Source organism: Streptomyces sp. NPDC031497 (assembly GCF_055580905.1).
Genome location: NZ_JBVIKO010000034.1, coordinates 24,645 through 50,496 on the forward strand (window position 1 = coordinate 24,645; position 25,852 = coordinate 50,496).

The window sequence follows — 25,852 nt, forward strand, 5'->3', positions numbered from 1 at the left end:
CGTCGATCAGAGCGGGCGGACGGGTTTCCAGTCGCCGAGGTAGGCGGCGGGGGTGTGCGACGCGGCCTCGGCGGCGCTGAGCTGGGGCCGGTTGTCGGGGACGGTGATCACCGCGCCCGGCCCGGTGTTCCGGTACTCGTGGAACCGCATGGACTGCCAGGGATAGGCGTCCCGCATGTTCGTGTAGGGCGCGACGGGGTCGATCCCGGGGCCGATGAGACTGTCCCGCACGACCAGCGAGGGCCAGGCGGTGGTCTCGTACGTCGGCACCCAGGGCCGCGCCAGCTTGTACGCCCCGTCCTCCGCGCCGGAGGAGAACCGGCAGCGGACGGCGAGGAACCCGTGCGGATCGGCACGGGCGGTCGAGGGGGCGAACACCATGCCCTTGGGAGTGAAGTCCACGTCCCGTCGCAGGGTGCGGAAGTGGCAGCTCTCGTACACCGCGACCGCCCGTCCGAAGACGAAGTCGACATCGCCCTCGACGTAGCAGTTGTGGAAGAACTGCCGGTCGAAGGAGCCGAGTTCGGCCGTGTCGGCGAACAGGGTGTCCTGGTGGGCGAGGAGCCGCACGTTCTCGAAGTGCGTACGGTCCCCGGTGAGGTACGCGGCGACGGCCTGGGTCCCGGTGATCTCCGGGTGGTCGGCGCGCAGCCAGTCGTTGGCGAGGGTGAGATCGCGTACGACGAGTCCGGCCGCAGCGGAGGTGAAGGTCGCGGAGCCGGCGGTGCCGTAGGTCCCCGAACCGTCGGGCTTCTGGGTCCCGTTGGCGTTGTCGAAGACGATGACGGCGGCCCGGGGGTCACGGCTCGCGCCCCGCAGGGTCAACCGCACCTTGTCCGCGGGCACGTTGACGACCTCGCGGTACGTCCCCGGGTGCACGACGATCGTCCGGCCCGGCCCGGACACCGCGTCCACGGCCGCCTGGACGGAGTCCCCGGGGTGGACGTGCAGAACGCGGCGGTCGTGGTCCGGGGCGAAGGCCGAAGAGGATCCGACGGCAATGGCGGTGGCGAGGAGGGTGCGTCTCGACAGCACGTCAGCGCTCCTTCCACGGGGTCCAGTCGCCGAGATAGGCCTCCCGGGTCGCGGACCCGGCCTGTTCGGCGGTGAGCTGGGGCCGGTTGGCGGCGACCGTGATCTCGGCGCCGGGGCCGAGGTTGCGGTACTCGGCGAAGCGCTGGCTCTGCCAGGGGAAGGCGTCCGACATGTCGGTGTAGGGCGCGACCGCGTCGATGCCGGGGCCGAGCCCGCTGTCCCGGACGACGAGCGAGGGCCGGGCGGTGGTGTCCGAGCTCGGCACCCAGGGGCGGGCCAGCTTGTAGGAGGCGCGCGGGACTTCGCCGGTGAAGCGGCTCCCGGTCACCAGATAGCCGCGCGGGTTGAGGACCGCCGTCGAGGGCGCGAAGACGAACCCGTACGGGGCGGCCGCCAGGTCGGTCCGGTCCAGGGTGCGGAAGTGGCACCCCTCGTACACCGCGGTCGCCCGCCCGAAGACGAAGTCGACGTCACCCTCGGCATAGCAGTGGGCGAAGTACTGGCGGGCGAAGACACCGAGGGCCGTCGAGTCGGCGTACAGGGTGTCCTGATGCCCGAGGAACCGGCAGTGGTGGAAGGCGCTGCGATCGCCCTGCACCTTGAGGGCGACGGCCTGGGTGCCGCCGATGTCCGGGTGGTCGGCGCGCAGCCAGTCGTTGGCGAAGGTGATCCAGCGGGCGGTGAAGCCGTCGGCCTGCACGGTGGTGGTGGCGGAACCGGTGGTGCCGTAGGTCCCACCGCCGGGCTTGGCGGTGCCGGCCGCGTTGTCGTAGACGATGACGACGTCACGCGGGTTCTCGGAGGCGCCGATCCAGGTGGCCTCGGTGCGGGTGGTGTCGAGGGCGACGGTCTCCCGGTAGACGCCCGGGGCGAGGACGAGGGTACGGCCGCTGCCGGTGGCGGCGGTGACGGCGGCCTGCACGGTGGTGAAGTCGCCGCGGCCGTGCGGGTCGACGTACAGGGTCTCCGGGGTGCGGCGGCGCTCGGGCGACCCGTACCCCCCGAACGGACGGCGGCGGCCGGCGGCGGCGCGCGCGGGGACCGCGGCGAGGCCGAGCGCGGCGCCCGCCCCGGCGCCCGCGATCAGGAAGCCCCTTCTGGACAGGGGAGGGTGAGGTTGGTGCGAGGGCATGCGGATGCTCCTTCGCGGTGCGGCTCAGGTGAGGTTCGGGGTGCGGCTCGGGTGAGGTTCGCGGTGCGGCTCGGGCGCGGGAGGGGGCCGGAGCGGTGGGGCGCCCCGGCCCGGGGACGCGACGGGGTCAGCGCAGTCGGCCGGCCCCGGCCGCGCAGTCGACGATGCGCGGCACGGCCCACGCCGGGTCGACCCTCGTGCGCAGGGTCGGGGTCCAGGTCGAGCCCGCCTGGAGGGTCTCGGCGGGGATCTGCGCGTTGTGGACGGCGATCAGGTCCGTCGGCTCACCGTTGACGTAGTTGTCGTCGGCGGTGAGCGTCGACTCGTTCCACTTCTTCAGGATCGAGCCGGCCCTGACGGTGTCGGGCAGGGTGAACGCGTTGTGCTCGGCGACGAGTTGGGACTCGATGCCGATGCCGTAGCTGTAGCCGTAGCCGTCCTCGGCGACGAAGTGGTTGTCGTAGGAGTCGACCTGCCCGAACCGCACCCGTGGCGCCCGCTCCACCAGGTTGGAGAACAGGTTGTGGTGGAAGGTGACCTTGAGGTGCCCCCGGTCGACGGCGGCCGTGGACGCGCTGTCGCTGTTGCCGATGAGGATCGTCTTGTCGTGGTCCTCGAAGACGTTCCAGGAGGCCGTGACGTAGTCGGCGCCCTTGACGATGTCCAGCTCGCCGTCGTGCTGCTCGTAGATCCGCCCGAAGTAGGAGGGCAGGGTGCTGTCCGGGTGGTCGCCGTCGGTGAACGTGTCGTGGTCCATCCACACGTGGGTCGACCCGTAGACGACCGCGCTGTCGTACTCGGAGTTCCAGTTGCCGTCGGCGGTGTCGGTCGGGTCCCACTGCGGGAAGCAGTCGAGGGGGCTCTCGAAGCTCAGGTTGCGGACGATGACGTTGTCGACGGCCTTGATCTGCAGGCTGGCGCCCTTGAAACCGGCGTCCTTGCCGATACCGACGATGGTGGTGTTGGCCGGGACGTTCGCCTTGATGTAGGCGTCCTGGTGGGCGGCGGAGGCGCGGCGCAGCCCCTCGGGGCTGTCGTCGGGCTCGCCGTCCAGGTTCGTTGCGTGCCCCCAGGCCTCCGGTGAGTACTTCGCGAGGTAGGCGGCGAAGTCGTAGCCGGGCACGGCGAACGAATCGCAGCTCGGCCCGTCCGCGTCGATGGCCCCCTTGACTCTGATGATCTTCGGCGCGCTGCCCCCGTCGGCCAGGGCGGCCTTGAACCCGTCCCAGGTGGTGACGGTGTAGACGTGCGCGGAGTCGGCGGCGGCTCCGCCGGTGGTACCGGTGGTGGCGGCGGCCCAGCCGTCGTCGGCGGCCGGCACCTGGCGGTCGAGCGCGGTCCGGTGCGGGGCGGCGGCCTGGGCGGTCCCGGTCACGGCGAGCACGAGGGCCGTGCAGCCCACGATCGCCATGACGCGTCCATGACATGCATAGGTACGCACTGTGCGGGTCTCCTCAGCTATGCGGGTGGCCAGGTGATCCAGGACGTGGGGATGTCCTGGTGCAGCCGGATGACGTCGTGCCGGGCCAGCACCCGGGTGCGCAGCGACTCCCGCGCCACGAGCCGGGCCACGGCGATGGCCCCCGGCGGATTGAAGTGCGTGTTGTCCTGCTCGGTGTCGGTCCAGTTGAAGTACGTCTTGGTCGCCTCGACCCCGAGCGACTGCCACAGCGCGAGCGACAGCGCCTCGATGTCGAGCAACGGGACACGTTCCTGTGCGGCGAGCGCACGCATCGCCGCCGGGTAGTCGCCGTGGGTCGGCACGGCGTTGCCGCCGGCGTCGAACCTCCGCCGCTCCACGGGCGTGGCGAGGACCGGCCGGGCCCCCTTGGCGCGGGCCCCGTCGAGGTACATCCGCAGATACTCCTGGAACGTCGTCCAGGGCTCGGTGTACCGGGTGGGATCGTCACTCTTCTCGTCGTTGTGCGCGAACTGGACGAGGAGGAGATCATGCGGCCGGATGGTGGCGAGGATGGCGTCGAGCCGCCCTTCGTCGACGAAGCTCTTGGAACTACGGCCGTTGACAGCCTGGTTGGAGACGGCGATTTCCTTCCGCAGGAAGAAGGGGAGAGCCATTCCCCACCCGGTCTCCGGGGCCGCGTCGGCGAATTTCTGGGCGGCGGTGGAATCACCGGCGATGTAAAGGGTGCGTTTCCTGTCGGGAGAACGGCCGACGAGAGGAACGGCAGCAAGGGCAGCCGTGGTTACCTGTCTGCGGGTGAGTGACACGAGGGTGCACCTCTCAGCTTCCTAGGGGCGCGGGGAACTGCGCGACCAGCCACTACGGGCCCGCAGCCCCCCACAACCGAAACCACCCGAGCTCTTAGTGATGGGCCTTCCAGTCCGCCTGAGCCTTATCAAGCTGATCGGCCAACGTGTCCAGAAACTCCTTCGCCGTCAGCTTCCCCAGCAACACCTTCTGGAAGTTCGGCTCGTTGTCGGCCTTGGAAACGGTGTTCCAGTCCGGCAGATAGTAAGGAAGCTGCACGACCTTGGTGGACGCCCCGTTGAGCGCCTCGGCGGCCAGTTTCGTCGGCTCCGACGCCCGCACCCACGCGTCCTGCGCCGCCTCGTTGTTCGCCGGCACCTGCCCCGCCGACTCGTTCCACTCGCTGTTGGCCTCGTGGGAGGCCGCGAACTCGATGAACTTCCAGGCGGCGGCCTTGTTCTTGCTGGACTTGAACAGCCCGAGGCCGTCGACCGGGTTGGACACCTGTACCCGGGTCCCGTCGTCGAGCGTGGGATTGGGAATGCCCTTGAACTTCCCGCTCAGCGCCTTCTCGTGGTCGGCGTAGGACCCGAGGTTGTGGCTCAGCATCCCGATCGTGCCGGAGTCCCACTGCGCGACCATCTTGGTGAAGTCGTTGTTGACGTCGGCGGACGGGGTGTCCTTCTTGTAGAGCCCGACGTACTTCTCCAGAGCGGCGACGTTCTTCGGGTCGTTCACCGTCGTCTTGTCGCCGTTCCAGAAGGAGGTGATCCCGCTCTGCCCGTACATGGCGTCCAGCGCCTGGGCTATCGATCCCTCACCGCCCCGGATGGTGTACCCGAACTTGTTGTTCCCCTTGTCGGTGAGTTTGTCGGCCGCCGCGAAGAAGTTCGTCCAGGTGGTAGGCGGGTCCAGTTTGGCCGCACCGAACAGATCGGTCCGGTACCAGAGCGTGCCGTTGTTCGCCGACGTCGGCACGGAATAGGTCTTCCCGTCACCGCCGGCGGCTTTCACGCTCTCCAGGAACTTCTCGTTGAGCTTGCCGTTCAGGGAACTCTTCGCGAGCCGGCTGTCCAGCGGCTCAAGGGCACCCTGCGCGGCGACCTCCGCCAGCATCGCGGTGCCGACACCGCCGACGTCGGGGAGTCCGCCGCCCTGGATGGAGGTGTCGTACTTGGACTGCACACTGGCGGCGGGCACCCCGACGTAGTCGACCTTGATGCCGGGGTTCTGCTTCTCGAAGTCGGCGATGATCTGCTTCCAGACGTCGGTGCGGACACCGCCGTTGTTGTCCCAGAAGGTGATCGTGCCCTTGCCGGAGCCCTCGTCTCCCTTGTCCCCCGCGCTGCCGCTGCCGTCGTCGCCGCAGGCGGTGGCGGTCAGGGCGAGCACGGAGCCCAGGGCGACGGCGACGGCCGCACGCCTGCTTCTGCGAATGCGGATGCTGCTCTTCATTGGTCGGCTCTCTTCTTCTGGATCCCATGGAGATGCGAGGTGGTGCGGACGTTCGGCTACTCGGCGTCGAGCCGGCGCCGGGGCGTGGTGGCGAACACCGGGACGCGCTCCTGCCCGAAGGCGGTCACCGGGTCACCGCCTTGCGGACCAGTGCGGCCGCCTCACCCCGCCCGAGCCGCCCGTCGGCGACGACGGTGACGACGCGTCGTACGACGGTCCCGCCGGGAGGGACCGGCAGCCGTTCGACGGGGGCCAGCGAGGAGCCGACGCCCGGGTACTCGGCGGTGCGGACGAACCAGGGGTCGCGTCGGGTGTCCTCGGTGGCGCCGGCGAAGACGAGGGTCCAGTCGGTGCCGGCCAGCGCCAGCCAGTCGGCGCTCCGGCCGTGCACCGCCGGCTCGCCCTCCCGGTCCGCAGTGAAGACGTCCGGGGCGGCGGCCTCCCTGCGGGCCCGCCAGAAGTAGCCGCCGTAGGCCGCGCCGGGACGTCCGTTGGTGGCGGGGCTGCCGATCGAGAGCGGGGCTTCGGTGATGTTGGTGAGGGAGAAGGTGAAGTCCAGCGCCCAGGCGGTGTCGGTGAGTTCGGTCGCGGCGACCGTGCGCCGCTCGCGCAGCAGCTCGGTGCCGGCGGCGGCCCAGCGCAGCTCTTCCACGAACCCGTCGGGGTCGCGCAGCTGGAAGGCCAGATGGCGCTGGGTGCCGTGGTTGTCCCGTTCGGTCGGACCCAGGTCCCGGACGAAGGTCCGGCCGCCCCAGAAGTTGAACCCCTCGACGTCGGGAACGGCGACACCGACGCCGAGGTGGTGGGTGTGGTCGGCCGGGGTCAGCTCGGTGACCGCCGTGCCGGCCAGGGTGGTGACGGGGTGCAGGTAAGGCCGCGGGGAGAGGCGGGCCGGCAGTTCGGGCCGGGTGACATAGCGGGCGACCGGGCGGCCCGCGACCCGTAACGCCAGGGTGTCTGTCATGTGCTCACCGCTTTCGGTGGGGCCCAGGGGGCGGACAGCTCGGAGTAGAGGGCGAGGGTGTCGGCGCAGGCCGCGACCAGTGCGTCGATGCCGGTGACGACCCGGCGGTCCTCCTCGGGCAGGAAGTGCCAGGCGTCGGCGGGCAGGGCGGCCGGGTCGCCGGCCAGTCGAATCGCTTCGACGACCTTCATGAAGGCGCCCGTCGAGTCCGGCTCGACCAGCAGTTCGGCGCCGGTGGTGAGGTGGTCGGCGAGGTTCTCCAGCAGGTCCGTGCTGCCGTACTCGGTCTCCTGCGGACCCTGGCCCGCCCGCTGCACCAGCACCCGGTCCTGCTTGTACCAGAAGGTGATCCGGCCGCTGGTGCCGTGCACCAGGACGTACGGGTCCCCCGGTTCCTCGGCGCAGAGCGTGGCGGCGACGGTGAGCGGGCCGCGCGGGGTGGTGACACGGACGCAGGAGGTGTCGTCCGACTCGATGTCGTTGGCGCGCAGCAGTTCGGTCTCGATGCCGGTGACGTCCTCGGCGCGGGGAGTGCCGAGCAGGGCGAGGCCGGTGGCGACGGAGTGCGCGAAGGGGTTGGTGAGGACGCCGTCGACGACGTCCACGCCACCGAGGCGCCGCTTGCCGGCCCAGGGCGCCCGCCGGTAGTAGGACTCGGCGCGGGCCCAGGCGCCGGCCCCGCCCACCCCCACCACGTCACCGATCGCGCCCTCGGCGAGCAGCTTGCGGATCGCGGGCACGGCACCCGAGCCCAGCGACTGGAAGCCGATCTGGCAGGCCACGCCCGCCTTGGCGACCCCGTCGGCCATCCGCCGGAACTCCGCGTACGACGGTGCCGGCGGCTTTTCGAGGAGCAGGTGCACGCCCCGCTCGGCGGCGGTCAGGGCAAGGTCGGTGTGGGTGGGGATCGGGGTGCAGATCACGGCGATCCGGGCGCCGGTCGAGTCGAGCAGGGCACCGAAGTCGGCGGACTGCTCGGGCGTGCCGAGGCCCTCCGGCAACTCGTCCGCGCCGAGCGGGGTCAGCTCGCAGATGCCGGCGAGCCGGACGACCCCCTTGTCCTGGAGGCGGCGGATGTTCTCCAGGTGCCAGCGGCCGTGGCCGCGCGCCCCTGCCAGCACGATGTCGATGGTCGAAGAGTTCACGGCATGCTCCCTGCGCTGTCGATCTTTGCGTGCAGGGTAAGCGTCCGGCCCGGTCGGCCCGTGAGGTGTCTCATCCCTTCACCGCCCCCGCGCCGAAGCCGGTGATCAGCCACTTCTGGATGAAGGCGAAGACGATCACCACCGGTACGGCGGCGATGATCCCGCCCGCGGCCAGCGCGCCCAGGTCGACGCTGTCCGCGCTCATCAGGGTGTTGAGCCCGACCGGGATGGTCTGCTTGCTCTGGTCGGACAGGAACATCAGGGCGAACAGGAAGTGGTTCCAGGCGTGCACGAAGGCGAAGGAGCCGACCGCGATCAGCCCGGGCCGCAGCAGCGGCAGGACGACGATCCGGAAGGCGGTGAGCCGGTCGCAGCCGTCGACCCAGGCGGCCTCTTCCAGGGAGTACGGCACGTTCCTGATGAAGCCGCTGATCAGGATCATCGACAGCGGCAGCTGGAAGACGGTCTCGGCGATGACGACACTGCCGAGCGAGTTGATCATCTGGAGCTTGGCGAAGATCTGGAAGAGCGGGACCAGCAGCAGCGCGCCGGGCACGAACTGGGAGCAGAGCAGGGCCAGCATGAAGCCGCGCTTGAGCCGGAAGTCGAAGCGGGCCAGGGCGTAGCCGCCGGCCAGCGCGACGACCGTGGTCAGCAGCAGGGTGGCGACACCGACGTACACGCTGTTGGTGAAGTAGGTGGCGAAGCTGCGCTCGGTCCACACCTTCTGGAAGTGCTCGAAGGTGACCGGCCAGGGCACCAGGGAGGTGGAGCCGGACGGGCGCAGCGCGAAGAGCAGGATCCAGTAGAAGGGGACGAGGGTGAAGAGGAGGTAGATCCCGAGGGGGAGGTAGATCTGCCAGCGGGGGGCCTCGTCCCAGGCGCGGCGCCGCTTCCCCGGCCGGGCGGGCACGGACACGACGGGTCGGGTCTCGGGGGCGATCTCGGTGATCACTTGGTCTCGCCTCCGAACTTGCTCAGCCGCAGATAGACCACCGAGCAGAAGAGCAGGATCACGAACGCCACCGTGGTCAGCGCGGAGGCGTAGCCGAAGTTGTGGGCGTCGACGCTGGTGTTGGCGATGTAGAGGGGAAGGGTCGTCGTCTCCCCCGCCGGACCGCCTCCCGTCAGGGTGTAGAGCAGGTCGACGTTGTTGAACTCCCACACCGCGCGCAGCAGGGTGGAAAGGACGATGGCGTCCTTGAGATGCGGCAGGGTGATGTGCCAGAACTGCTTGATCCGGCCGGCCCCGTCGACCTCGGCGGCCTCGTACAGGTCCCTGGAGACGGACTGGAGGTCGGCGAGGATGAGGATCGCGAAGAAGGGGACGCCGCGCCACAGGTCGGCGACCACGGCCGCCGGGAACACCGTCGAGGTGTCGGAGAGCCAGCTGGCGCCGTACGACCCGATGCCCGCGTCGGCGAGGTAACGGGTGACGCCTGTCTGGGAGTTGTAGAGCAGCACCCAGATCGCTGAGGTCAGCACGCCGGAGACGGCCCAGGGCGAGAAGACCAGCGCCCGGCCCAGCGCCCGCCCGACGAACGTCTGGTTGACGATGAGCGCCAGCGCCAGACCGAACAGCAGCTGCAACCCGACTTCCACCACGACCCACTTGGCGCTGAAGGTCAGCGTGGACCAGAACTGCGGGTCGTGCGCGAAGGCCTGGGTGAAGTTGCCGAGGCCCGCGAAGCCGTTCCGCCAGGGCTTGGTCGGGTTGTAGTTCTGCAGGCTGTAGTAGAAGACGCTGAGCACCGGGTAGGCGATGAAGCCCAGCATCAGCAGGGCGGCCGGGGCGATCAGCAGGTACGGCAGCCTGCGCGGCGTCGCGGAGGCACGGCGCCGCCGGGGTGGCGCGGGCGGTTTCGCCACGGCTGCGGCTTGGGCCATGACTGTTCTCCGTTCGCTTTGGTTACAGCGGGTGCAGGAAGCGCTTGCTGCATGGCGCGGTTGAAGCGCTTCGACGATCATCAGGGACAGTTGTGGGCGGTTAACGGGTGGTGCGGTCAGCCCGCGTACGGATCCGGGACCTCGCCCGGCCGGGCCAGGAACTCGAAGTCGCAGCCGGTGTCGGCCTGGGTGATCTGCTGGTCGTAGAGCGCGCCGTAGCCGCGCTCGTAGCGGGCGGGCGGCGGCGTCCACTCGGCCCGGCGGCGCGCCAGCTCCTCGTCGTCCACGTGGAGCCGGAGGCTGCGGGCCGCCACGTCCAGGGCGATGAGGTCCCCGGTGCGGACGAGGGCGAGCGGCCCGCCGACGTACGACTCGGGCGCCACGTGCAGCACACAGGTGCCGTAACTCGTGCCGCTCATCCGGGCGTCGGAGATCCGCACCATGTCCCGCACGCCCTGCTTGAGCAGGTGGTCGGGGATGGGCAGCATGCCGTACTCGGGCATGCCGGGGCCGCCTCTTGGCCCGGCGTTGCGCAGCACGAGCACGCTGTCGGCGGTGATGCCGAGGCCGGGGTCGTTGATGGTGCGCTGCATGGTCCGGTAGTCGTCGAAGACGACGGCGGGCCCGGTGTGCTTCAGGAGCCCCGGTTCGGCGGCGATGTGCTTGATGACGGCGCCGTCCGGGCAGAGGTTGCCGCGCAGTACGGCGACTCCGCCTTCGGCGGCCACCGGGTTGTCGCGGGTCCTGATGACGTCGTCGTCGTGCACCTGGGCGCCGGCGAGCTGCTCGCGGAAGGTGTCGTGGGAGACCGTCGGCCGGTCGAGGTGGAGCAGGTCGGGGATGCGGGAGAGGAAGCCCGGGAGGCCGCCCGCGAAGTGGAAGTCCTCCATGAGGTACGTCCGGCCGCCGGGCCGGACGTTGGCGAGGACGGGCACGGTGCGGGCGATGCGGTCGAAGTCGTCCAGGGTGAGCCGCACGCCCGCCCGCCCGGCCATGGCGATGAGGTGGATGACGGCGTTGGTGGAGCCGCCGAGGCCGAGGACGGTGGTGACGGCGTCCTCGAAGGCCTCGGGGGTGAGGAGCTGGGAGAGCCGCCGGTCCCGGTGGACGAGTTCGACGATCCGCATCCCCGCCCTGGCGGCCATCCGGTCGTGCCCCGAGTCGACGGCCGGGATGCTGGACGCGCCCGGGACGGTCACGCCGAGGGCCTCGGCGGCGGCGGTGAGGGTGGAGGCCGTCCCCATGGTCATGCAGTGCCCGGGGGAACGGGCCAGGCCGCTCTCCAGCTCCGCCATCTCGCAGTCGCCGATCAGACCGGCCCGCTTGTCGTCCCAGTACTTCCACATGTCGGTGCCGGAGCCGAGGACCTCGCCCCGCCAGTGTCCGGGGAGCATGGGTCCTGCGGGCACGAAGACGGCGGGCAGGTCGACGGAGGCGGCGCCCATGAGGAGGGCCGGGGTGGACTTGTCGCAGCCGCCCATCAGCACCGCGCCGTCGACCGGGTACGACCGCAGCAGCTCCTCGGTCTCCATGGCGAGGAGGTTGCGGTAGAGCATGGGGGTCGGCTTCTGGAAGGTCTCCGAGAGGGTGGAGACCGGGAACTCCAGCGGGAAGCCGCCCGCCTGCCACACGCCCCGCTTGACCGCCTGCGCCCGGTCACGGAGGTGCACATGACAGGGATTGATGTCCGACCAGGTGTTGAGGATCGCGATGACCGGCTTGCCGAGGTGCTCCTCGGGGAGGTAGCCGAGCTGGCGGGTGCGGGCGCGGTGGCTGAAGGAGCGCAGGCCCTCGGTGCCGTACCACTGGTGGCTGCGGAGTTCCTCGGGCTGTTTGCGAGGCGCGTTCACAGGGACCATCCGGAGGCGATGGCGGCGACCTCGGCGCGCTCTTCCTCGGGCAGCTGCCTGCTGGGCGGGCGGACGTCGCGGCGGCACAGACCGAGGGAGGCGAGGGCCTCCTTGACGACGGTGACGTTGTCCGCGGAGCCGTTGGCCGCGCGGAGTTCCTCGAAGCGGCGGATCTGTTCCCAGACCTTCATGGCGGCCGGGTAGTCGCCGGATCGAAGCGCTTCGATCATGTTCAGCGAAACGGCCGGGGCGACGTTCACCAGGCCGGAGGTGAAGCCGGTGGCGCCGGCCGAGAAGTAGGAGGGCGCGTAGGGCTCGGCGAGCCCGGCGACCCAGACGAAGCGGTCGAGACCGGCGTCGCGGGCGAACGCGGCGAACTTGGCGGCGTCGGGGACGGCGTATTTGACGCCGATCACGTTGGGGCAGGCGTCGGCGAGTTCGGCGAGGCGGGCGCCGGGGAGCTGGGCGTTGCGGACGTAGGGGACGACGCCCAGTTCGGGCACGGACTCGGCGATGGCGCGGTGGTAGTCGACCCAGCCGGCCTGCGAGACGTACGGGTGGACGGGCTGATGGACCATGACCATCCGGGCGCCGTGCTCCCCGGCGTGCCGGGCGGAGGCGACGGCGGTCGGCACGTCGTGTCCGACGCCGACGAGGACGGTGGCCCGCTCCCCGGCCTCCTCGACGGTCAGTTCGGTGACGAGCCGCCGCTCCTCGGGGGTCAGGGCGTAGAACTCGCCGGTGTTGCCGTTGGGGGTGAGGGTGCGGATCCCGCCGTCGAGGAGGCGGCGCAGCAGGGCCCGGTGGGCGGTCCGGTCGACGCCGCCGTCCGCGGTGAAGGGGGTCACCGGGATGGCCACGACGTCGGCCAGGGCCGCCCGTTGGGTCTCGAACGCCACGCTGCTCATTCCTGTCCTTCCTTGGCCTGGGCTTCCGGGTACGCACGCTCGACGAAGGACGCGATGTGGGCGTGCAGGGCACCGGCGGCGCCGTCGGCGTCGCCCGCCAGGGCCAGCCGCAGGATCTCGCGGTGCTCACCGGCCTCCTGTTCCCAGGAGGGGGAGGCGGCCCAGGCGACCGCGGAGACGAGGGCGGCCTGGTCGCGGACCTCGTCGAGCATCCGGCCGAGCAGCGGGTTGCCGCACGGGAGGTAGAGGGCGCGGTGGAAGTCCCGGTTGGCGAGGGAGCGTTCGGCGGTGTCGGTCGCGTCGTCGGCCCGGGTGAGGGCGTCACGGGCGGCGTCCAGGGAGGCACCCTTCCTGACGGCCCGCCGGAGCGCCTCGGGTTCCAGCAGGAGCCGTACGTCGTAGACCTCGCGCGCCATGTCGGCGTCCACCATGCGCACCGTGACGCCCTTGTACTGGTTCATCATGACCAGCCCGGTCCCGGCGAGTGTCTTGAGCGCCTCCCGCACGGGGGTCTTGGACACCCCGAACTGCGCGGCCAGCTCGGTCTCCACCAGGGCCTGACCGGGCGTCAACTGCCCGGTGAGGATGCGGTGTTTGATCGCGTCCAGCACATACTGCGTCCGGGACGGAATCGGCATGGGCACAGAGGTCATGCGCGCCTCTCGGGGTCACGTACCGGCTCGGGCGAGCCGGTCTGACGTATCTGATCTCGCGTATCGCGTCTCATATATGACGTACGAAGTACGACGCGGATGAAGGTAGGAGCACGGGTGTGCTTCGTCAATGCTTCTGACAAAGACGGTTGGGTCGGGGAGGAAGGCAGGGGGTCAGGCCCCGTGGAGGGGAGCCGCGCCGACCCAGCGGTGGTAGGCGTCCACGTCGACGTTGCTGCCGCACACGATCGTGACGACGTGCCGGCCGGCGAAGCGGTCACGGTCTTCGAGGACCGCCGCGATGCCGAGCGCGGCCGAAGGCTCGACGACGAGGCCGGCGTGGTCGAGGAGCGTCCGCATGCCGGCGATGATCGACGCCTCCTGGACCAGGACGGCGTCGTCGGCGACCAGGAGGAGGTCGTCCAGGACAGCCGGGACGGGACACCGGCCGGCGACGCCGTCGGCGATGGTGTCGGTCGCGTCGGTGGTGACGACACGCCGCCTGTGCCACGAGTGGGTCATCGCCGGTGCGCCCAGCGGCTGGACGCAGATCACCTCGACTTCGGGTGCCAAGGCCTTCACCACGTGGCCCACGCCGGTGGCCAGCGCCCCGCCGCCGAGAGCGATCAGGACGGTGTCGAACGACGGCGCGGTGTCCACCAGTTCCAGGCCGATGGTCGCCGCGCCCTCGCAGGTCTCGATGTCCAGGCTGTCCTCGACCAGCCGGATGCCGTCGTACCGGGCGATGGCCGCCGCCCGCTCGCGAGCCGTCTCGTGGTCGCCGTCCACCAGCTCCAGTCCGGCACCCAACGCGCGGATGCGATCGAGCTTGGCCCGGGTCGCGAAGCGGGAGGCCACGACGGTGACGTCGAGCCCACGGCCACGACCGGACCACGCGAGGGCCTGGCCGAGGTTGCCCGCGCTCGCGCACACCGCGGCTCGCGAGGCCTGGCCGGCCAGCAGGCTCGCGACCACCTCGGTGCCGCGGGCCTTGAAGCTGCGGACCGGGTTCGCCGTTTCGAGCTTGATGCTCACCGCGCACCCGAGGCCGGGTTCCAGTGCCTCGCAGCGGTACAGCGGAGTGTCGAGAAAGACCGGGTCGATCACCCGGCGGGCCGCCCGGATCCGAGCCGTGTCGAGACGCGTTCCCTGCACGACTCGGCAGCGTAGCGCCACCGGCGCCGGTTCCATGGGCAACTGCCTGGATGTGCGGGTCGGTGGAGGTGTGTCACCCGATTCAGAAACCCCGGGCCTCGCCCTCCCGCGCCACACTGGTGGGCCGCTCCGACACCGCTCCCGCCCGGGCCGCCGCCATCTCCCTCGTCAGGGTCGGCCCCACATGCGTGACCAGCAACTCCCGCGCCCCCGCCGCCCGGGCGATCCGCCCCGCGTCCTCCGGCGTCAGATGGACCTGTTCGCCATCGCGATGCTCGTCGAGGTCGGCCTCGCACAGGAAGACGTCCGCGCGGGCGGCGAGATCGGTCAGGGCGTCGCAGGGACCACTGTCCCCGGAGTACGCGAGAACGCTCCCCTGGCATTCGGCGCGCAGCCCGTAGGCCTCGACGTCGTGGGCCACCGCTCGCGCGGCGAGCCGCAGGTTCCAGTGCCGGACCATGTGGCCGTCGTACAGGGGCCGGAAGTCGAGCACCCCACCCAGGAAGCCCAGGTCCGGCCGGCCGAAGAAGCCGGCCAGCCGCCCCGCGCAGGCCTGCGGCGCGTAGACCGGGATCGGCGCGGCCGGCGTCATCCCGCCGAAGGCGTAGGCATACGCGGCGGCCAGCAGATCCGCGCTGTGGTCCGCGTGCAGGTGCGAGATCCAGATCGCCGTGAGCCGCGCCGGATCCGTGTGCCGCTGCAATTCCGCGAAGGTCCCGGTGCCCGCGTCCACCCACACCTCGGCGCCCCCGCCCCGCAGCAGATAGCCGGAGCACGGGCGGCCGGGCCGGGGGTGCGGAGAGGCCGTGCCGAGGACGGTGAGGCTCAGTGCCATGGCGAGGAGAGTACGGATCCGGGTCCCCGCCCGCTCACGATTCGAGTGGATCTACGGCTTTGGGCCCGGTCCCGTCACGCCTTCCAGCCCGGGTCCCGGCCGCTCAGCCCGACCGCCCGCGCCAGCAGCGGCGCGCTCTCCGGCACCGGAACCACCGGGCCGAAGGGGCCACGGTCGGCCTGCGCCGCCATCCGCAGGAAGCCGTACGCCGCCTCCAGCGCCGCCGGATCCGGGGCATAGGACTGCCCCGTCGCCCGGGCCAGGTCCCAGCCGTGGACGACCAGTTCGTCGGCGGCGACCGCCGCGGCCACCTCCCCCGGCAGGTCGACCCCGCCCGCCCGGGTCATCCCGCCCCACGCCGAGGGCTCCCGCCAGGCCTGTGCCAGTTCGTCGAGTGCCTTGGGCAGTTCCTGCCGCCATCCCGGGCCGAGTTCCGGCAGGGTGCCGTCGGGACGGTGGTCGGTCGTGGTCCCCAGACTCTTGCGGGCCGCGTCCCGGAAGGCCACGGACAGCCCCGCCACATGGCCCAGCAGGTGACGGACCGCGTAGTCCGGACACGGGGTGGCCGCCGTGAGCTGCTCGTCCGTCACCCGTTCCGCGAGCATCGCCACGATCCGCGTCTGCGGGCCGAGGTCGATCATGGTGCTGCCGGTCATTCCCGCCGCCTCCCAAGTCGTTGCCGGAGATCTCCGTCGGGAGGTAGACCGCACCGCGCCCGGAAACTCATCGGCACGCCCGGGCGATGCGCGCACTCGCCGTCCTTCTAAGGCACCTGCCCGATCCCCACACCCCCTCCTTAGGCCCACGATGACCAGGCATGACCACCTCCTCCTGGACCGTGACCCGCCTCCTGCGCGACCGCAACGCGGCCCTCTGCCTCACCGGTGTCGTGGTGTCCGGCTTCGGCAGTTCCGCGCTCTGGCTGGTGTCGGGCGTCTGGGTCAAGGACCTCACCGGATCCGACGGCCTCGCCGCCCTGTGCACCGCCGCGCTGTGGGCCCCCACCCTCGTCGGCCCGGCCCTCGGCACCCTCGCCGACCGCGTCCGCCGCAAGCCCCTGCTCATCCGCCTGAACCTCGCCCTCGCCGTCCTCCTGCTCCCCCTCTGGACGGTCGGCTCGGCCGGCTCCGTCTGGCTCCTCTTCACTGTCCTGGTCCTGTACGGCGCGGCGGGCGTCGTCGAGGACGCGGCCGGCTCCGCCCTGGTCGCGGCCGCCGTCGACCCGGCCCTCCTCGGTGACTTCAACGGGCTGCGGATGACCGCCCGCGAGGGCATGAAGCTGGTCGCCCCGCTGACCGGCGCCGCGCTGTACACGGCGTACGGCGGGCCGAGCGTGGCGGTGCTGGACGCCGGCACCTTCGTGCTGGCGGCGGGGGTGTGCGCGCTGCTCCGGGTGCGCGAGGAACGCCCGCGGCCGGCCACCGGGAGCCGGCGACGGGAGACCGCCGGGGGCGTCCGGCTGCTGTGGGGGCACCCGGCCCTGCGGCCGCTGGTGCGTGCCGGTGGCGCCACGATGTGTCTCGCCTCGCTCGGCAGCAGCCTGAACTACGCGGTGGTGGACGCCCTCGGCCACTCCCCCGCCTACACCGGCGTGCTGTACGCCGTCCAGGGCGCCGGCTCGGTCGCGGTCGGGCTGGTCTCCGGGCCCGCCCTGCGGCGGCTCGGCGAGCGCCGGTTCGCCGCGTACGGCATCGCGCTGACGGGGGTCGCGCTGGCCGCGCGGGCGGTGCCGTACGACGCGGTGGTGCTGGCGTGCGGTGCGGCGGGCGGGATCGGGCTGCCCTGTGTGCTGATCGCCGCCTACACCGCCGTACAGCGCGAGATCCCGGCCGCGGCGCTGGGGCGGGCCACCGCGACCGCCGGCACGCTGATGTTCACACCGAACGTGGTCGGACTGGCCGTCGGGGCCGCCCTCGTCGAACTCGTCGACCACCGGGTGCTGTTGGCGCTCCTCGGCGGTGCGCTGCTGGCCACCGCCGGTTCACTGGCTCAGCGCAGCGCCTCCCGCACCGCCGCCAGGTCGCCGTCGGACGCCAACCCGGCGTGATACAGCCGCAGTTCGGTCGCGCCCAGGTCACGCGCGCGGGCCGCGTCGGCCGCCAGGGTGCCGGGGCTGCCGCCCATCCCGGAGACCACCGTGAAGTTGGCGGCCAGGACCGTGTCCTCGCGCGCGTGCTCCGCGAAGGGCGCCAGCAGGGCCGTACCGCCCGCGCAGGGGACCACGACACCGTCCGCGACCGACAGCACGTGCGCGGGGTCCACGCCCGCGTTGGCGCCGCAGTGGTAGGCCACCGGGTCCGCGTGCAGCAGCACCTGGAAGCCCTCGGGGGCCGCCGCGCGCACCGCGGCCACGGCCGTCTCCTGGAGCGTGCGGGCCCGCCCGTCGCGCCACGCGCGGGTGGCCGCCGCCACCGGTTCGCCGAGCAGCTTCTCGACCGTCGGCCACCCGCCGTCGTCCGCCGCGCCCCGCCACAACGGCTCCAGGGCCTCCCGGACGGCCGTGGCCAACGCGTCGGCGTCCAGGCCCTGTTCGCCGTACCCGGCCCGGCAGGCCGGGCAGAAGCACAGCGCCATCAGGTACTGGCCGGCGTCTCCGAGGGCGACACCCGCGGTCTTGTCGTGGGCGTGCAGATGCGGGAGGCCGTACCAGCCGAGGGACTCCAGTTCGGTGCCGGCCGCGCCCGGGCGGACGGCGGCCTCGGCGGCGAGGTCGGTCAGGTACGCGCGCGTGGCGGGCTGGGCGATGCAGGGGGCCCAGGGGTAGCGGTCGCCGTAGGCGTTGACGACCGAGGTGTCCGGGTGCTCGGCGCCCAGGCGGGAGCTGTGGGCGAGGATCACCCAGGTGTGGACGTCGAGGCCGGCGCCGGCCAGGGCTTCGGCGGCCTCTCCGTAGGCGTCGCCGGGGGCCCAGGCACCGGCCGGGTGGGGGCGGAGCCGACGGTCCGCCCAGTGGTCGCCCGCCGGGTAGTAGACGGCCGCGTACTCGGCGGTGACGATGCGGTGACGCGGGTGCCGGGGGGTCAGCGCGCGGGTGGAGTGGTAGGCGGAGGCGAGGGTCACCTGGTCCACGCCGAGCGCGGCGATCCGCTCCGGGGCCCCGGGATCCCCGTTAACGTCCCAGGGGTAGACGAACGCCGACGCCTTCGAACGCCCTCCTGCGGATCTCACGGACGCCTTCGGCCGCCTCCCTCCGGAGACCGCCGGCACCTCCGGCCGCTCTCCCCCGGCCCCCTCCGGCACCTCCGACCGTCCTCCCCCGGCCCCCGCCGACGCCGTCACGCGTCCTCCTCCAGCAGTGCGTATCCGCGCTCGATCAGCTGGGCGAGCTGCTTCACATGGTCCTCGCCCGGCTCGTGCAGCGGGGGCCGGACCTCGCCGACGTCCAGGCCGCGCAGCCGTACGCCCGCCTTGACCAGGGAGACGGCGTATCCCCGGCCCTGGGCGCGGAGTTCGACGAACGGGCGGTAGAAGCCGTCCAGCAGGCGCTCCACCGTCGGCCGGTCCCCCTCGCGCAGGGCGGCGTGGAAGGCGAGGGCGATCTCGGGGACGAAGCAGAAGACGGCCGAGGAGTAGAGGGTGATGCCGATGGCCTGGTAGGCGAGCTGGGTCTGTTCGGCGGTGGGCAGGCCGTTGAAGTAGAGGAAGTCGCCGGGGACCTCGGTGCGGACGGCGCTGACGATGCGCTGCATCAGGTCCAGGTCGCCGAGGCCGTCCTTGAAACCCATGATGCCTTCGGTACGGGCGAGTTCGACGACCGTGGGCGGGGTGAACACCGCGTTGTCCCGCTGGTAGACGATCACCGGGAGATCGGTCGCCGAGGCCACCTCCCGGTAGTGCCGCAGCAGGCCCTCCTGGCCGGCGACCACCAGGTAGGGCGGCATGGCGAGCAGGCCGTCGGCGCCCGCCGCCGCGGCGAGACGCGCGTAGCGCACGGCGAGCGCGGTGCCGTAGCCGGCGCCTGCGATCACCGGTACCCGGCCCTCGGTGGCCGCCACGGCCGCGCCCACGCAGGCCTCGAACTCCTCGGGCAGCAGCGCGTGGAACTCCCCGGTGCCGCAGCAGGCGAACACGGCCGCGGCACCGGCCTCGACGCCCCGGCGCACATGCTCGCGGTAGGCGTCGAGGTCGAGGGAGCCGTCGGGGCCATAGGCCGTGACGGGGAAGAAGAGCGGCCCGCGCGGGTCACGGAGCCGCGCGGCGAGAGGGGCTGGCGTCACGGGCGCTCCCTGTTGATGCATGTGTCTGATCGGTGTCCATATTCATGAACGCGACCACGTTACGATTCCCCGTTGGTGCCGGTCAAGCCGCGAAACAGGGAACACGAAGGCGGATTACCGCACTCCACGGCACACTTGACTCAGCGCACCCCAGCTCCCTAGCGTGTCCACGAATGTGAATGCCGTACATGTACGCGATCGGCGCCGAATGAAGGAGACCGTGGATGCCCACTCCCCGCAAGCTACTGCTCACCGGCGCCGCAGGCGGGCTCGGCACCCTGATGCGGTCCCTGCTGCCGGAGTACGGCTACGAGCTGCGCCTCTTCGACGTCCGCCCGATCGACGGCGAGCCGGACGCGATCACCGCCGACCTCGGCGACCAGGACGCGCTGCGGGAAGCGGTGCGGGGCGTGGACGCGGTCCTGCATCTCGCGGGGATCTCCCTGGAGGCGCCCTTCGACAAGATCCTCCGCTCGAACATCGAGGGCACCTACCACCTGTACGAGGCCGCCCGCGAGGCCGGCGTGCCGCGCATCGTCTTCGCCTCCTCCAACCACGCCGTCGGCTACACCCCGGCCCCGCGCGCGGGCGATCCGCTGATCCCGATCGACACCCCGCGCCGCCCGGACACCTTCTACGGCCTGTCCAAGTCCTTCGGCGAGGACCTCGCCCAGCTCTACTGGGACAAGCACGGCCTGGAGACCGTCTCCGTCCGCATCGGCTCCTGCTTCGCCGAGCCGGCCGACGTGCGCATGCTCTCGGTGTGGATGAGCCCCGCCGACGGCGCCCGCCTCTTCCACGCGGCCCTGACCGCCGAGCAGGTCGGCCACACCGTCGTCTACGGCTCCTCCGCCAACACCCGCCTGTGGTGGGACCTGACCAGTGCCCGGGCGCTCGGCTACGAGCCGCAGGACGACTCCGAGCAGTTCGCGGAGAAGCTGATCGCCGAGCACGGCGAGCTGGACCCGCGGAACCCGGCCCACACCCACCTGGGCGGCCGGTTCGTCAACGACCCACCCGTCTGGCCGTACTGAGCGGCACGCGGAAACGGCGGACCCTCTCGCGCGCGGCACCGCGCGACACGGCGGAAAACGATCGTCCACGGCGGCGGGCGGGCACCGAACGGGCCCGCCCGCCGCCGCGTTCGGGCATCCGGGCTGCCCGCTCTCACGCGCCGCCCGGCAGCCGCGCAGGTCCGAGGCGGGCACCGCGACCGGCAAACGGGCACACCCGGGCAGTATCGGGCCCGCAACAGACCTGGTCAGCCTCGCACACCCGCTGTAGAACTTGCTGCATGGCCCGAACGGGCAGTTCCACAGGGAAGTGGGTGACGAGATGAGCACGCGGACGGCGGAAGAACGCCAGCGCGAGATCGTGCGGGCCGCGCGCGTTACCGGCTCGGTCGACGTCACCGCTCTCGCCGCCGCCCTGGGCGTGGCCAGGGAAACCATCCGGCGGGACCTGCGCGCCCTGGAGGACCACGGCCTGGTCCGCCGTACCCACGGGGGCGCGTATCCCGTCGAGAGCGCCGGTTTCGAGACCACGCTCGCCTTCCGTTCGACCAGCCATGTCCCGGAGAAGCGGCGGATCGCGTCGGCCGCAGCCGAGCTGCTGGGCGACGCCGAGACCGTCTTCGTCGACGAGGGCTTCACCCCGCAGCTCATCGCCGAGGCACTTCCGACGGACCGGCCGCTGACCGTGGTCACGGCGTCGCTGCCGGTCGCGGGCGCGCTCGCCGAGGCCGAGAACATGTCGGTACTGCTGCTCGGCGGACGGGTGCGGGCCGGCACGCTGGCGACCGTCGACCACTGGACGACGAAGATGCTCGCCGGTTTCGTTCTCGATCTCGCCTACATTGGAGCCAACGGCATCTCGCGGGAGCACGGCCTCACCACTCCCGACCCCGCCGTCAGCGAGGTCAAGGCGCAGGCCGTGCGCGCCGCCCGCCGGACGGTCTTCGCGGGCGTGCACACCAAGTTCGGAGCCGTCAGCTTCTGCCGCTTCGCCGAGGTCGGCGCCCTGGAGGCGATCGTGACGAGCACCCTTCTTCCGGCCGCCGAGGCCCATCGCTACGCCCTGCTGGGCCCGCAGGTCATCCGGGTCTGACACACCGACGCCCCACCCACGCCCTTCCCGAAGGGCACCTCCACACCCCGCAGTGCCCCATATATCACGATTCCTCCAGGAGCGATCCATGCGAACCCCGAGCCGACGGAGGCCGCGAGTCACACTCGCCATGGCCGCCGCAGGGACGCTGCTCGCCCCGCTGCTCTCCGGCTGCTGGGTCGGTGCGGGCGGGTCCGGTTCAGGCGGCGATTCGATCAACGTGCTGATGGTGAACAACCCCCAGATGACGGAACTCCAGAAGCTCGCGCCGCGCTTCACCAAGGAGACCGGCATCAAGGTCAACTTCACCGTCCTGCCCGAGAACGACGTCCGCGACAAGATCAGCCAGGACTTCGCCAACCAGGCCGGCCAGTACGACGTGGCCACCCTGTCCAACTACGAGATACCGATCTACGCCCGCAACGGCTGGCTGCACGAGATGGACTCCTACGTCGCCAAGGACCCCGGCTTCGACGAGAAGGACATCCTCCAGCCGATGCGCGAGTCCCTGACCGCCGACGACGGCAAGCTCTACGGCCAGCCCTTCTACGGCGAGTCGTCCTTCCTGATGTACCGCAAGGACGTCTTCACGGCCAAGGGCCTGACGATGCCCGCGCACCCCACCTGGCAGCAGGTCGCCGACCTCGCCGCCAAGGTGGACGGCGCCCAGTCCGGCATGCGCGGCATCTGCCTGCGCGGCCTGCCCGGTTGGGGCGAGCTGATGGCACCGCTGACCACGGTCGTGAACACCTACGGGGGCACCTGGTTCGACAAGGACTGGAAGGCCCAGCTGACCGGGTCCGGCTTCGAGAAGGCGACGAAGTTCTATGTCGACCTCGTCCGCAAGCACGGCGAGTCCGGCGCCCCGCAGTCCGGCTTCGCCGAGTGCCTCAACAACATGACCCAGGGCAAGGTCGCCATGTGGTACGACGCCACCTCCGCGGCCGGCCTCCTGGAGGCCGACGACTCCCCGGTCAAGGGCAAGCTCGGCTACGCCCCCGCGCCCGTCGAGCAGACCAAGTCCGCCGGCTGGCTCTACACCTGGGCCTGGGGCATCCAGAAGGCCTCCCGCAACCCCGACAAGGCCTGGAAGTTCGTGTCCTGGGCGTCCAGCAAGCAGTACGAGGAGCTGGTCGGCCAGACCAGCGGCTGGTCCAACGTCCCGGCGGGCAAGCGCGCGTCGACCTACACGAACCCGGACTACGTCAAGTCGGCCGCCGCGTTCCAGGAGATGACCAAGGAGGCCATCGAGAGCGCCCGCCCGAACGACCCCGGCGTCCAGCCTCGCCCCGCGCCCGGCATCCAGTTCGTCGACATCCCCGAGTTCACCGATCTCGGCACCAAGGTCTCCCAGGAGATCAGTTCGGCCATCGCCGGACGTCAGTCCGTCGACTCGGCCCTGAAGAAGTCCCAGCAGCTGGCCGAGAAGATCTCCAAGGAGTACGAGGGACGATGACCGCGACGACAGCCCCCTACGCAGCGACACCCGTACACGCCACGCGGCCGCCCTCCGCCCGCCTGCGCGCCTGGGCCACCCGGGCCCCTCTCCTGCCCGCCCTGGTCTTCATGATCGTCGTGACCCAGCTGCCGTTCGTGGCCACGGTGGTCATCTCCTTCTTCGACTGGAACGCCCTCTACCCGAAGGCCCGCCACTTCGCCGGCGTCGACAACTACCGCCAGGTCCTGACCGACGCCGACCTGCGCCACTCGGTGTGGACGACCGTGCTCCTCACGGTCACGGTGGTGCTGGTCAGCCTGGTCCTCGGCCTCGCGCTGGCACTGCTCCTGAACAACAGGTTCCGCGGCCGGGGCATCGTCCGCACCCTGCTGATCGCCCCGTTCCTGGTGGTCCCGGTGGCCGCCGCCCTGCTCTGGAAACACGTCCTCTACAACCCCGAATACGGCCTGCTCAACGGCCTGTTGCACTACGTCGGCGGACCGCAGCCCGACTGGATCTCCAGCACCCCGCTGCTGGCGGTCGAGGCCGCCCTGGTGTGGCAGTGGACGCCGTTCATGATGCTGATCCTGCTCGCCGGGCTGCAGAGCCGTGACCCCGAGCAGATCGAGGCCGCCCGGGTGGACGGCGCGAGCGACTGGCAGGTCTTCCGCTATCTCACGCTCCCGCACCTGCGCCGCTATCTCGAACTCGGCGCCCTGCTGGGCAGCATCTACATCGTCCAGAACTTCGACGCGGTCTTCACGATCACGTCCGGCGGCCTGGGCACCGCCAACCTGCCCTACACCGTGTACCAGAGCTTCTACCAGGCCCACGAGAACGGCCTCGCCTCGGCCGCCGGCGTCCTGGTCGTCATCGGCTCGATCATCATCGCGACCTTCGCCCTGCGCGTGGTGTCGTCCCTGTTCCGAGAGGAGGCGTCCCGCGCATGAGCAGCCTCGCCCTACACGTCAGGAAGCACCGGGGCCGCAGCGTCGGGCTGGTGGCCTGGCTGGTCGGCATCGTCTTCTTCTTCCCCATCGCCTGGATGGCGCTGACGTCCTTCCACTCCGAGGCGGACGCGGCGACCAACCCGCCCTCCTTCGGTGCCGCCCTCACCCTGGACGGCTACCGCGAGTTCTTCGGGTCGGGCGGCGGCGCGAGCCCCTGGCCGGCGCTGGTCAACTCGGCGGTCGCCTCGATCGTCTCGACCCTCCTGGTCCTCGTCCTGGCCTTCCCGGCGGCGTACGCGCTGTCGATCCGGCGGGTGAAGAAGTGGACGGACGTCCTGTTCTTCTTCCTCTCCACGAAGATGCTGCCGGTGGTGGCCGGCCTGCTGCCGATCTACCTGTTCGCGAAGAACACCGGGATGCTGGACAACATCTGGTTCCTGGTCATCCTCTACACCTCCATGAACCTGCCGATCGCGGTGTGGATGATGCAGTCCTTCCTCGCCGAGGTCCCGGTCGCGGTGATCGAGGCGGCGCAGATCGACGGCGCCCGCCTCCCGACGATCCTGGCGCGCGTGGTCGCCCCGATCGCCCTGCCCGGCATCGCCGCCACCTCCCTGATCTGCTTCATCTTCAGCTGGAACGAACTTCTCTTCGCCCGAGTCCTGACGGGCGTGGTCGCCGAGACCGCCCCCGTCTTCCTGACCGGTTTCATCACCAGCCAGGGCCTGTTCCTGGCGAAGGTGTGCGCCGCGTCGCTCGTCGTCTCCCTGCCGGTGCTCGCCGCGGGGTTCGCCGCCCAGGACAAGCTGGTCCAGGGCCTGTCGTTGGGAGCCGTGAAATGAAGGCCGCCGTCATCGAGTCCGTGGGCCGTGCCGTCGTCACCGAGGTCCCCGACCCGACACCGGGCCCCCGTGAGGTCGTGGTGGAAGTGGCCGCCTGCGGGCTGTGCGGAACCGATCTGCACATCCTCCAGGGCGAGTTCGCGCCCAAGCTGCCGATCGTGCCGGGTCACGAGTTCGCCGGCGAGGTGGTCGGCGTCGGCTCCCAGGTGACCGAGGTGGCGATCGGCGACCAGGTCGCGGTCGACCCGTCCCTGTACTGCCACGAGTGCCGTTACTGCCGGGACGGCCACAACAACCTCTGCGAACGCTGGGCCGCGATCGGCGTGACCGTGCCGGGCGGGGCCGCACAGTACGCGGTGGCCCCGGTCGCCAACTGCGTGAAGCTCCCCGAGCACGTCCGCACCCAGGACGCCGCCCTGGTCGAGCCGCTGTCCTGCGCGGTACGCGGCTACGACGTCCTCAAGTCCCGGCTGGGCGCCCACGTCCTGATCTACGGCTCCGGGACCATGGGACTGATGATGCTGGAACTCGCCAAGCGGACCGGCGCGGCGAGCGTCGACGTGGTCGACCTGAACCCGGCCCGGCTGGAGACCGCCCGCGCGCTCGGTGTCTCCGGGTCCGCCGCGAACGCCGACGAACTGGACCGGCCGCGGGGCTGGGACGTGGTGATCGACGCGACCGGCAACGCGGCGGCGATCCAGGACGGCCTGGAGCGGGTGTCGAAGGCCGGCACCTTCCTCCAGTTCGGCGTCGCCGACTACGCGACCCGGGTGACGATCGACCCGTACCGCATCTACAACCAGGAGATCACCATCACCGGCTCCATGGCCGTCCTGCACAGCTACGAACGCGCGGCGGAGCTGTTCGCGAACGGGGTCCTGGACCCGGAGGTCTTCATCAGCGACCGCCTCCCGCTGGACAGCTACCCGCAGGCGTTGGAGCAGTTCGCGGCGGGGGTGGGACGGAAGATCGTCGTCGTCCCCTGAGCCGGATCGCGGTGGTCCCCTGAGCCGATCGGGGGGTTCCGGGAGGGCCGCCCGACGGTAAGGGAACGGTAAAGCGGGGTCGTTC

The 25,852-nt window shown here is 71.3% G+C and carries 24 protein-coding genes; 7 read left to right on the plus strand and 17 right to left on the minus strand.

The features are described from left to right. Positions 1 to 6: 6 nt before the first annotated feature. The 15 genes from ACZ5K7_RS42625 to ACZ5K7_RS42695 all read right to left on the minus strand — a co-directional run bounded on the left by ACZ5K7_RS42625 (position 7) and on the right by ACZ5K7_RS42695 (position 15,884). Positions 7 to 1,032: a pectinesterase family protein gene (locus ACZ5K7_RS42625; RefSeq protein WP_351695436.1), complete on the minus strand. Its 1,026-nt coding sequence runs from the start codon at positions 1,030 to 1,032 to the stop codon at positions 7 to 9. Between the two features lie 4 nt (positions 1,033 to 1,036). Next, positions 1,037 to 2,167 (minus strand): pectinesterase family protein, encoded by a 1,131-nt coding sequence (locus ACZ5K7_RS42630; RefSeq protein ID WP_468922796.1) that lies wholly within the window; start codon positions 2,165 to 2,167, stop codon positions 1,037 to 1,039. A 127-nt stretch (positions 2,168 to 2,294) separates the two neighbouring features. Next, positions 2,295 to 3,578: a pectate lyase family protein gene (locus ACZ5K7_RS42635; protein ID WP_468922799.1), complete on the minus strand. Its 1,284-nt coding sequence runs from the start codon at positions 3,576 to 3,578 to the stop codon at positions 2,295 to 2,297. 47 nt (positions 3,579 to 3,625) lie between these two features. Continuing rightward, positions 3,626 to 4,396: a rhamnogalacturonan acetylesterase gene (locus tag ACZ5K7_RS42640; protein WP_468922802.1), complete on the minus strand. Its 771-nt coding sequence runs from the start codon at positions 4,394 to 4,396 to the stop codon at positions 3,626 to 3,628. Positions 4,397 to 4,490: 94 nt separating this feature from the next. Beyond that, on the minus strand, positions 4,491 to 5,831 hold the full coding sequence (locus tag ACZ5K7_RS42645; protein ID WP_468922805.1) for an ABC transporter substrate-binding protein: 1,341 nt from the start codon (positions 5,829 to 5,831) through the stop codon (positions 4,491 to 4,493). A gap of 124 nt (positions 5,832 to 5,955) precedes the next feature. Then, positions 5,956 to 6,795 carry a DUF6807 domain-containing protein gene (locus tag ACZ5K7_RS42650; protein ID WP_468922808.1) on the minus strand — a complete coding sequence of 280 codons (840 nt, stop codon included), beginning with the start codon at positions 6,793 to 6,795 and terminating at the stop codon, positions 5,956 to 5,958. Beyond that, positions 6,792 to 7,940: a Gfo/Idh/MocA family protein gene (locus ACZ5K7_RS42655; RefSeq protein ID WP_351694780.1), complete on the minus strand. Its 1,149-nt coding sequence runs from the start codon at positions 7,938 to 7,940 to the stop codon at positions 6,792 to 6,794. The genes ACZ5K7_RS42650 and ACZ5K7_RS42655 overlap by 4 nt, the downstream gene beginning before the upstream one ends. 70 nt (positions 7,941 to 8,010) lie before the next feature. After that, positions 8,011 to 8,895, minus strand: coding sequence for a carbohydrate ABC transporter permease (locus ACZ5K7_RS42660; RefSeq protein WP_468922812.1), 885 nt, complete (start codon positions 8,893 to 8,895; stop codon positions 8,011 to 8,013). Then, positions 8,892 to 9,827 (minus strand): carbohydrate ABC transporter permease, encoded by a 936-nt coding sequence (locus ACZ5K7_RS42665; protein ID WP_468922815.1) that lies wholly within the window; start codon positions 9,825 to 9,827, stop codon positions 8,892 to 8,894. Before ACZ5K7_RS42665 ends, ACZ5K7_RS42660 begins: the two co-directional genes overlap by 4 nt. Positions 9,828 to 9,943: 116 nt before the next feature. Then, a complete protein-coding gene (araD, locus tag ACZ5K7_RS42670) occupies positions 9,944 to 11,677 on the minus strand; it encodes an L-arabinonate dehydratase (protein WP_351694786.1) in 1,734 nt (577 codons plus the stop codon). Beyond that, positions 11,674 to 12,585, minus strand: coding sequence for a dihydrodipicolinate synthase family protein (locus tag ACZ5K7_RS42675; RefSeq protein ID WP_468922819.1), 912 nt, complete (start codon positions 12,583 to 12,585; stop codon positions 11,674 to 11,676). The genes araD and ACZ5K7_RS42675 overlap by 4 nt, the downstream gene beginning before the upstream one ends. Next, the gene (locus ACZ5K7_RS42680) at positions 12,582 to 13,238 is read right to left on the minus strand and encodes a GntR family transcriptional regulator (protein WP_351694790.1); all 657 of its coding nucleotides are present in this window, start codon (positions 13,236 to 13,238) and stop codon (positions 12,582 to 12,584) included. The genes ACZ5K7_RS42675 and ACZ5K7_RS42680 overlap by 4 nt, the downstream gene beginning before the upstream one ends. Before the next feature lie 174 nt (positions 13,239 to 13,412). Then, positions 13,413 to 14,393 carry a threonine ammonia-lyase gene (locus tag ACZ5K7_RS42685; protein ID WP_468922823.1) on the minus strand — a complete coding sequence of 327 codons (981 nt, stop codon included), beginning with the start codon at positions 14,391 to 14,393 and terminating at the stop codon, positions 13,413 to 13,415. 82 nt (positions 14,394 to 14,475) lie between these two features. Next, a complete protein-coding gene (locus ACZ5K7_RS42690; protein ID WP_351694794.1) occupies positions 14,476 to 15,228 on the minus strand; it encodes an MBL fold metallo-hydrolase in 753 nt (250 codons plus the stop codon). 74 nt (positions 15,229 to 15,302) lie between these two features. Beyond that, the gene (locus tag ACZ5K7_RS42695; RefSeq protein WP_468922826.1) at positions 15,303 to 15,884 is read right to left on the minus strand and encodes a TIGR03086 family metal-binding protein; all 582 of its coding nucleotides are present in this window, start codon (positions 15,882 to 15,884) and stop codon (positions 15,303 to 15,305) included. Between the two features lie 161 nt (positions 15,885 to 16,045). On the opposite strand from ACZ5K7_RS42695, the gene ACZ5K7_RS42700 reads away from it, so the two are divergent. Beyond that, the gene (locus ACZ5K7_RS42700; RefSeq protein WP_468922829.1) at positions 16,046 to 17,275 is read left to right on the plus strand and encodes an MFS transporter; all 1,230 of its coding nucleotides are present in this window, start codon (positions 16,046 to 16,048) and stop codon (positions 17,273 to 17,275) included. Here the strand turns inward: ACZ5K7_RS42700 and ACZ5K7_RS42705 are convergent. Both ACZ5K7_RS42705 and ACZ5K7_RS42710 read right to left on the minus strand, forming a co-directional pair. Next, positions 17,218 to 18,396, minus strand: coding sequence for a hypothetical protein (locus ACZ5K7_RS42705; protein ID WP_468922832.1), 1,179 nt, complete (start codon positions 18,394 to 18,396; stop codon positions 17,218 to 17,220). The genes ACZ5K7_RS42700 and ACZ5K7_RS42705 overlap by 58 nt on opposite strands. Positions 18,397 to 18,503: 107 nt before the next feature. Further along, entirely contained in the window at positions 18,504 to 19,445 is a 942-nt protein-coding gene (locus ACZ5K7_RS42710) for a 5-dehydro-4-deoxyglucarate dehydratase (RefSeq protein WP_351694802.1), read from the minus strand. Between the two features lie 224 nt (positions 19,446 to 19,669). On the opposite strand from ACZ5K7_RS42710, the gene ACZ5K7_RS42715 reads away from it, so the two are divergent. The 6 genes from ACZ5K7_RS42715 to ACZ5K7_RS42740 all read left to right on the plus strand — a co-directional run bounded on the left by ACZ5K7_RS42715 (position 19,670) and on the right by ACZ5K7_RS42740 (position 25,767). Then, positions 19,670 to 20,479 carry an NAD-dependent epimerase/dehydratase family protein gene (locus ACZ5K7_RS42715; RefSeq protein WP_351694804.1) on the plus strand — a complete coding sequence of 270 codons (810 nt, stop codon included), beginning with the start codon at positions 19,670 to 19,672 and terminating at the stop codon, positions 20,477 to 20,479. A gap of 301 nt (positions 20,480 to 20,780) precedes the next feature. Then, positions 20,781 to 21,551, plus strand: coding sequence for a DeoR/GlpR family DNA-binding transcription regulator (locus ACZ5K7_RS42720; RefSeq protein ID WP_351694806.1), 771 nt, complete (start codon positions 20,781 to 20,783; stop codon positions 21,549 to 21,551). A gap of 88 nt (positions 21,552 to 21,639) precedes the next feature. After that, positions 21,640 to 23,007 carry an ABC transporter substrate-binding protein gene (locus tag ACZ5K7_RS42725; RefSeq protein WP_468922837.1) on the plus strand — a complete coding sequence of 456 codons (1,368 nt, stop codon included), beginning with the start codon at positions 21,640 to 21,642 and terminating at the stop codon, positions 23,005 to 23,007. Continuing rightward, positions 23,004 to 23,939 (plus strand): carbohydrate ABC transporter permease, encoded by a 936-nt coding sequence (locus ACZ5K7_RS42730; RefSeq protein ID WP_351694810.1) that lies wholly within the window; start codon positions 23,004 to 23,006, stop codon positions 23,937 to 23,939. Before ACZ5K7_RS42725 ends, ACZ5K7_RS42730 begins: the two co-directional genes overlap by 4 nt. Then, the gene (locus ACZ5K7_RS42735) at positions 23,936 to 24,781 is read left to right on the plus strand and encodes a carbohydrate ABC transporter permease (RefSeq protein ID WP_351694812.1); all 846 of its coding nucleotides are present in this window, start codon (positions 23,936 to 23,938) and stop codon (positions 24,779 to 24,781) included. Before ACZ5K7_RS42730 ends, ACZ5K7_RS42735 begins: the two co-directional genes overlap by 4 nt. Next, the gene (locus tag ACZ5K7_RS42740) at positions 24,778 to 25,767 is read left to right on the plus strand and encodes a zinc-dependent alcohol dehydrogenase family protein (protein WP_351733012.1); all 990 of its coding nucleotides are present in this window, start codon (positions 24,778 to 24,780) and stop codon (positions 25,765 to 25,767) included. Before ACZ5K7_RS42735 ends, ACZ5K7_RS42740 begins: the two co-directional genes overlap by 4 nt. The last annotated feature ends 85 nt before the right edge of the window (positions 25,768 to 25,852 follow it).

Coding starts and splice junctions, on each gene's coding strand:
- ACZ5K7_RS42630 (WP_468922796.1), bottom strand. CDS start 2,167: ATGCCCTCGCACCAACCTCACCCTCCCCTGTCCAGAAGGGGCTTCCTG.
- ACZ5K7_RS42635 (WP_468922799.1), bottom strand. CDS start 3,578: ATGGCGATCGTGGGCTGCACGGCCCTCGTGCTCGCCGTGACCGGGACC.
- ACZ5K7_RS42645 (WP_468922805.1), bottom strand. CDS start 5,831: ATGAAGAGCAGCATCCGCATTCGCAGAAGCAGGCGTGCGGCCGTCGCC.
- ACZ5K7_RS42650 (WP_468922808.1), bottom strand. CDS start 6,795: ATGACAGACACCCTGGCGTTACGGGTCGCGGGCCGCCCGGTCGCCCGC.
- ACZ5K7_RS42665 (WP_468922815.1), bottom strand. CDS start 9,827: ATGGCCCAAGCCGCAGCCGTGGCGAAACCGCCCGCGCCACCCCGGCGG.
- ACZ5K7_RS42675 (WP_468922819.1), bottom strand. CDS start 12,585: ATGAGCAGCGTGGCGTTCGAGACCCAACGGGCGGCCCTGGCCGACGTC.
- ACZ5K7_RS42680 (WP_351694790.1), bottom strand. CDS start 13,238: ATGACCTCTGTGCCCATGCCGATTCCGTCCCGGACGCAGTATGTGCTG.
- ACZ5K7_RS42690 (WP_351694794.1), bottom strand. CDS start 15,228: ATGGCACTGAGCCTCACCGTCCTCGGCACGGCCTCTCCGCACCCCCGG.
- ACZ5K7_RS42695 (WP_468922826.1), bottom strand. CDS start 15,884: ATGACCGGCAGCACCATGATCGACCTCGGCCCGCAGACGCGGATCGTG.
- ACZ5K7_RS42700 (WP_468922829.1), top strand. CDS start 16,046: ATGACCACCTCCTCCTGGACCGTGACCCGCCTCCTGCGCGACCGCAAC.
- ACZ5K7_RS42715 (WP_351694804.1), top strand. CDS start 19,670: ATGCCCACTCCCCGCAAGCTACTGCTCACCGGCGCCGCAGGCGGGCTC.
- ACZ5K7_RS42720 (WP_351694806.1), top strand. CDS start 20,781: ATGAGCACGCGGACGGCGGAAGAACGCCAGCGCGAGATCGTGCGGGCC.
- ACZ5K7_RS42725 (WP_468922837.1), top strand. CDS start 21,640: ATGCGAACCCCGAGCCGACGGAGGCCGCGAGTCACACTCGCCATGGCC.
- ACZ5K7_RS42730 (WP_351694810.1), top strand. CDS start 23,004: ATGACCGCGACGACAGCCCCCTACGCAGCGACACCCGTACACGCCACG.
- ACZ5K7_RS42735 (WP_351694812.1), top strand. CDS start 23,936: ATGAGCAGCCTCGCCCTACACGTCAGGAAGCACCGGGGCCGCAGCGTC.
- ACZ5K7_RS42740 (WP_351733012.1), top strand. CDS start 24,778: ATGAAGGCCGCCGTCATCGAGTCCGTGGGCCGTGCCGTCGTCACCGAG.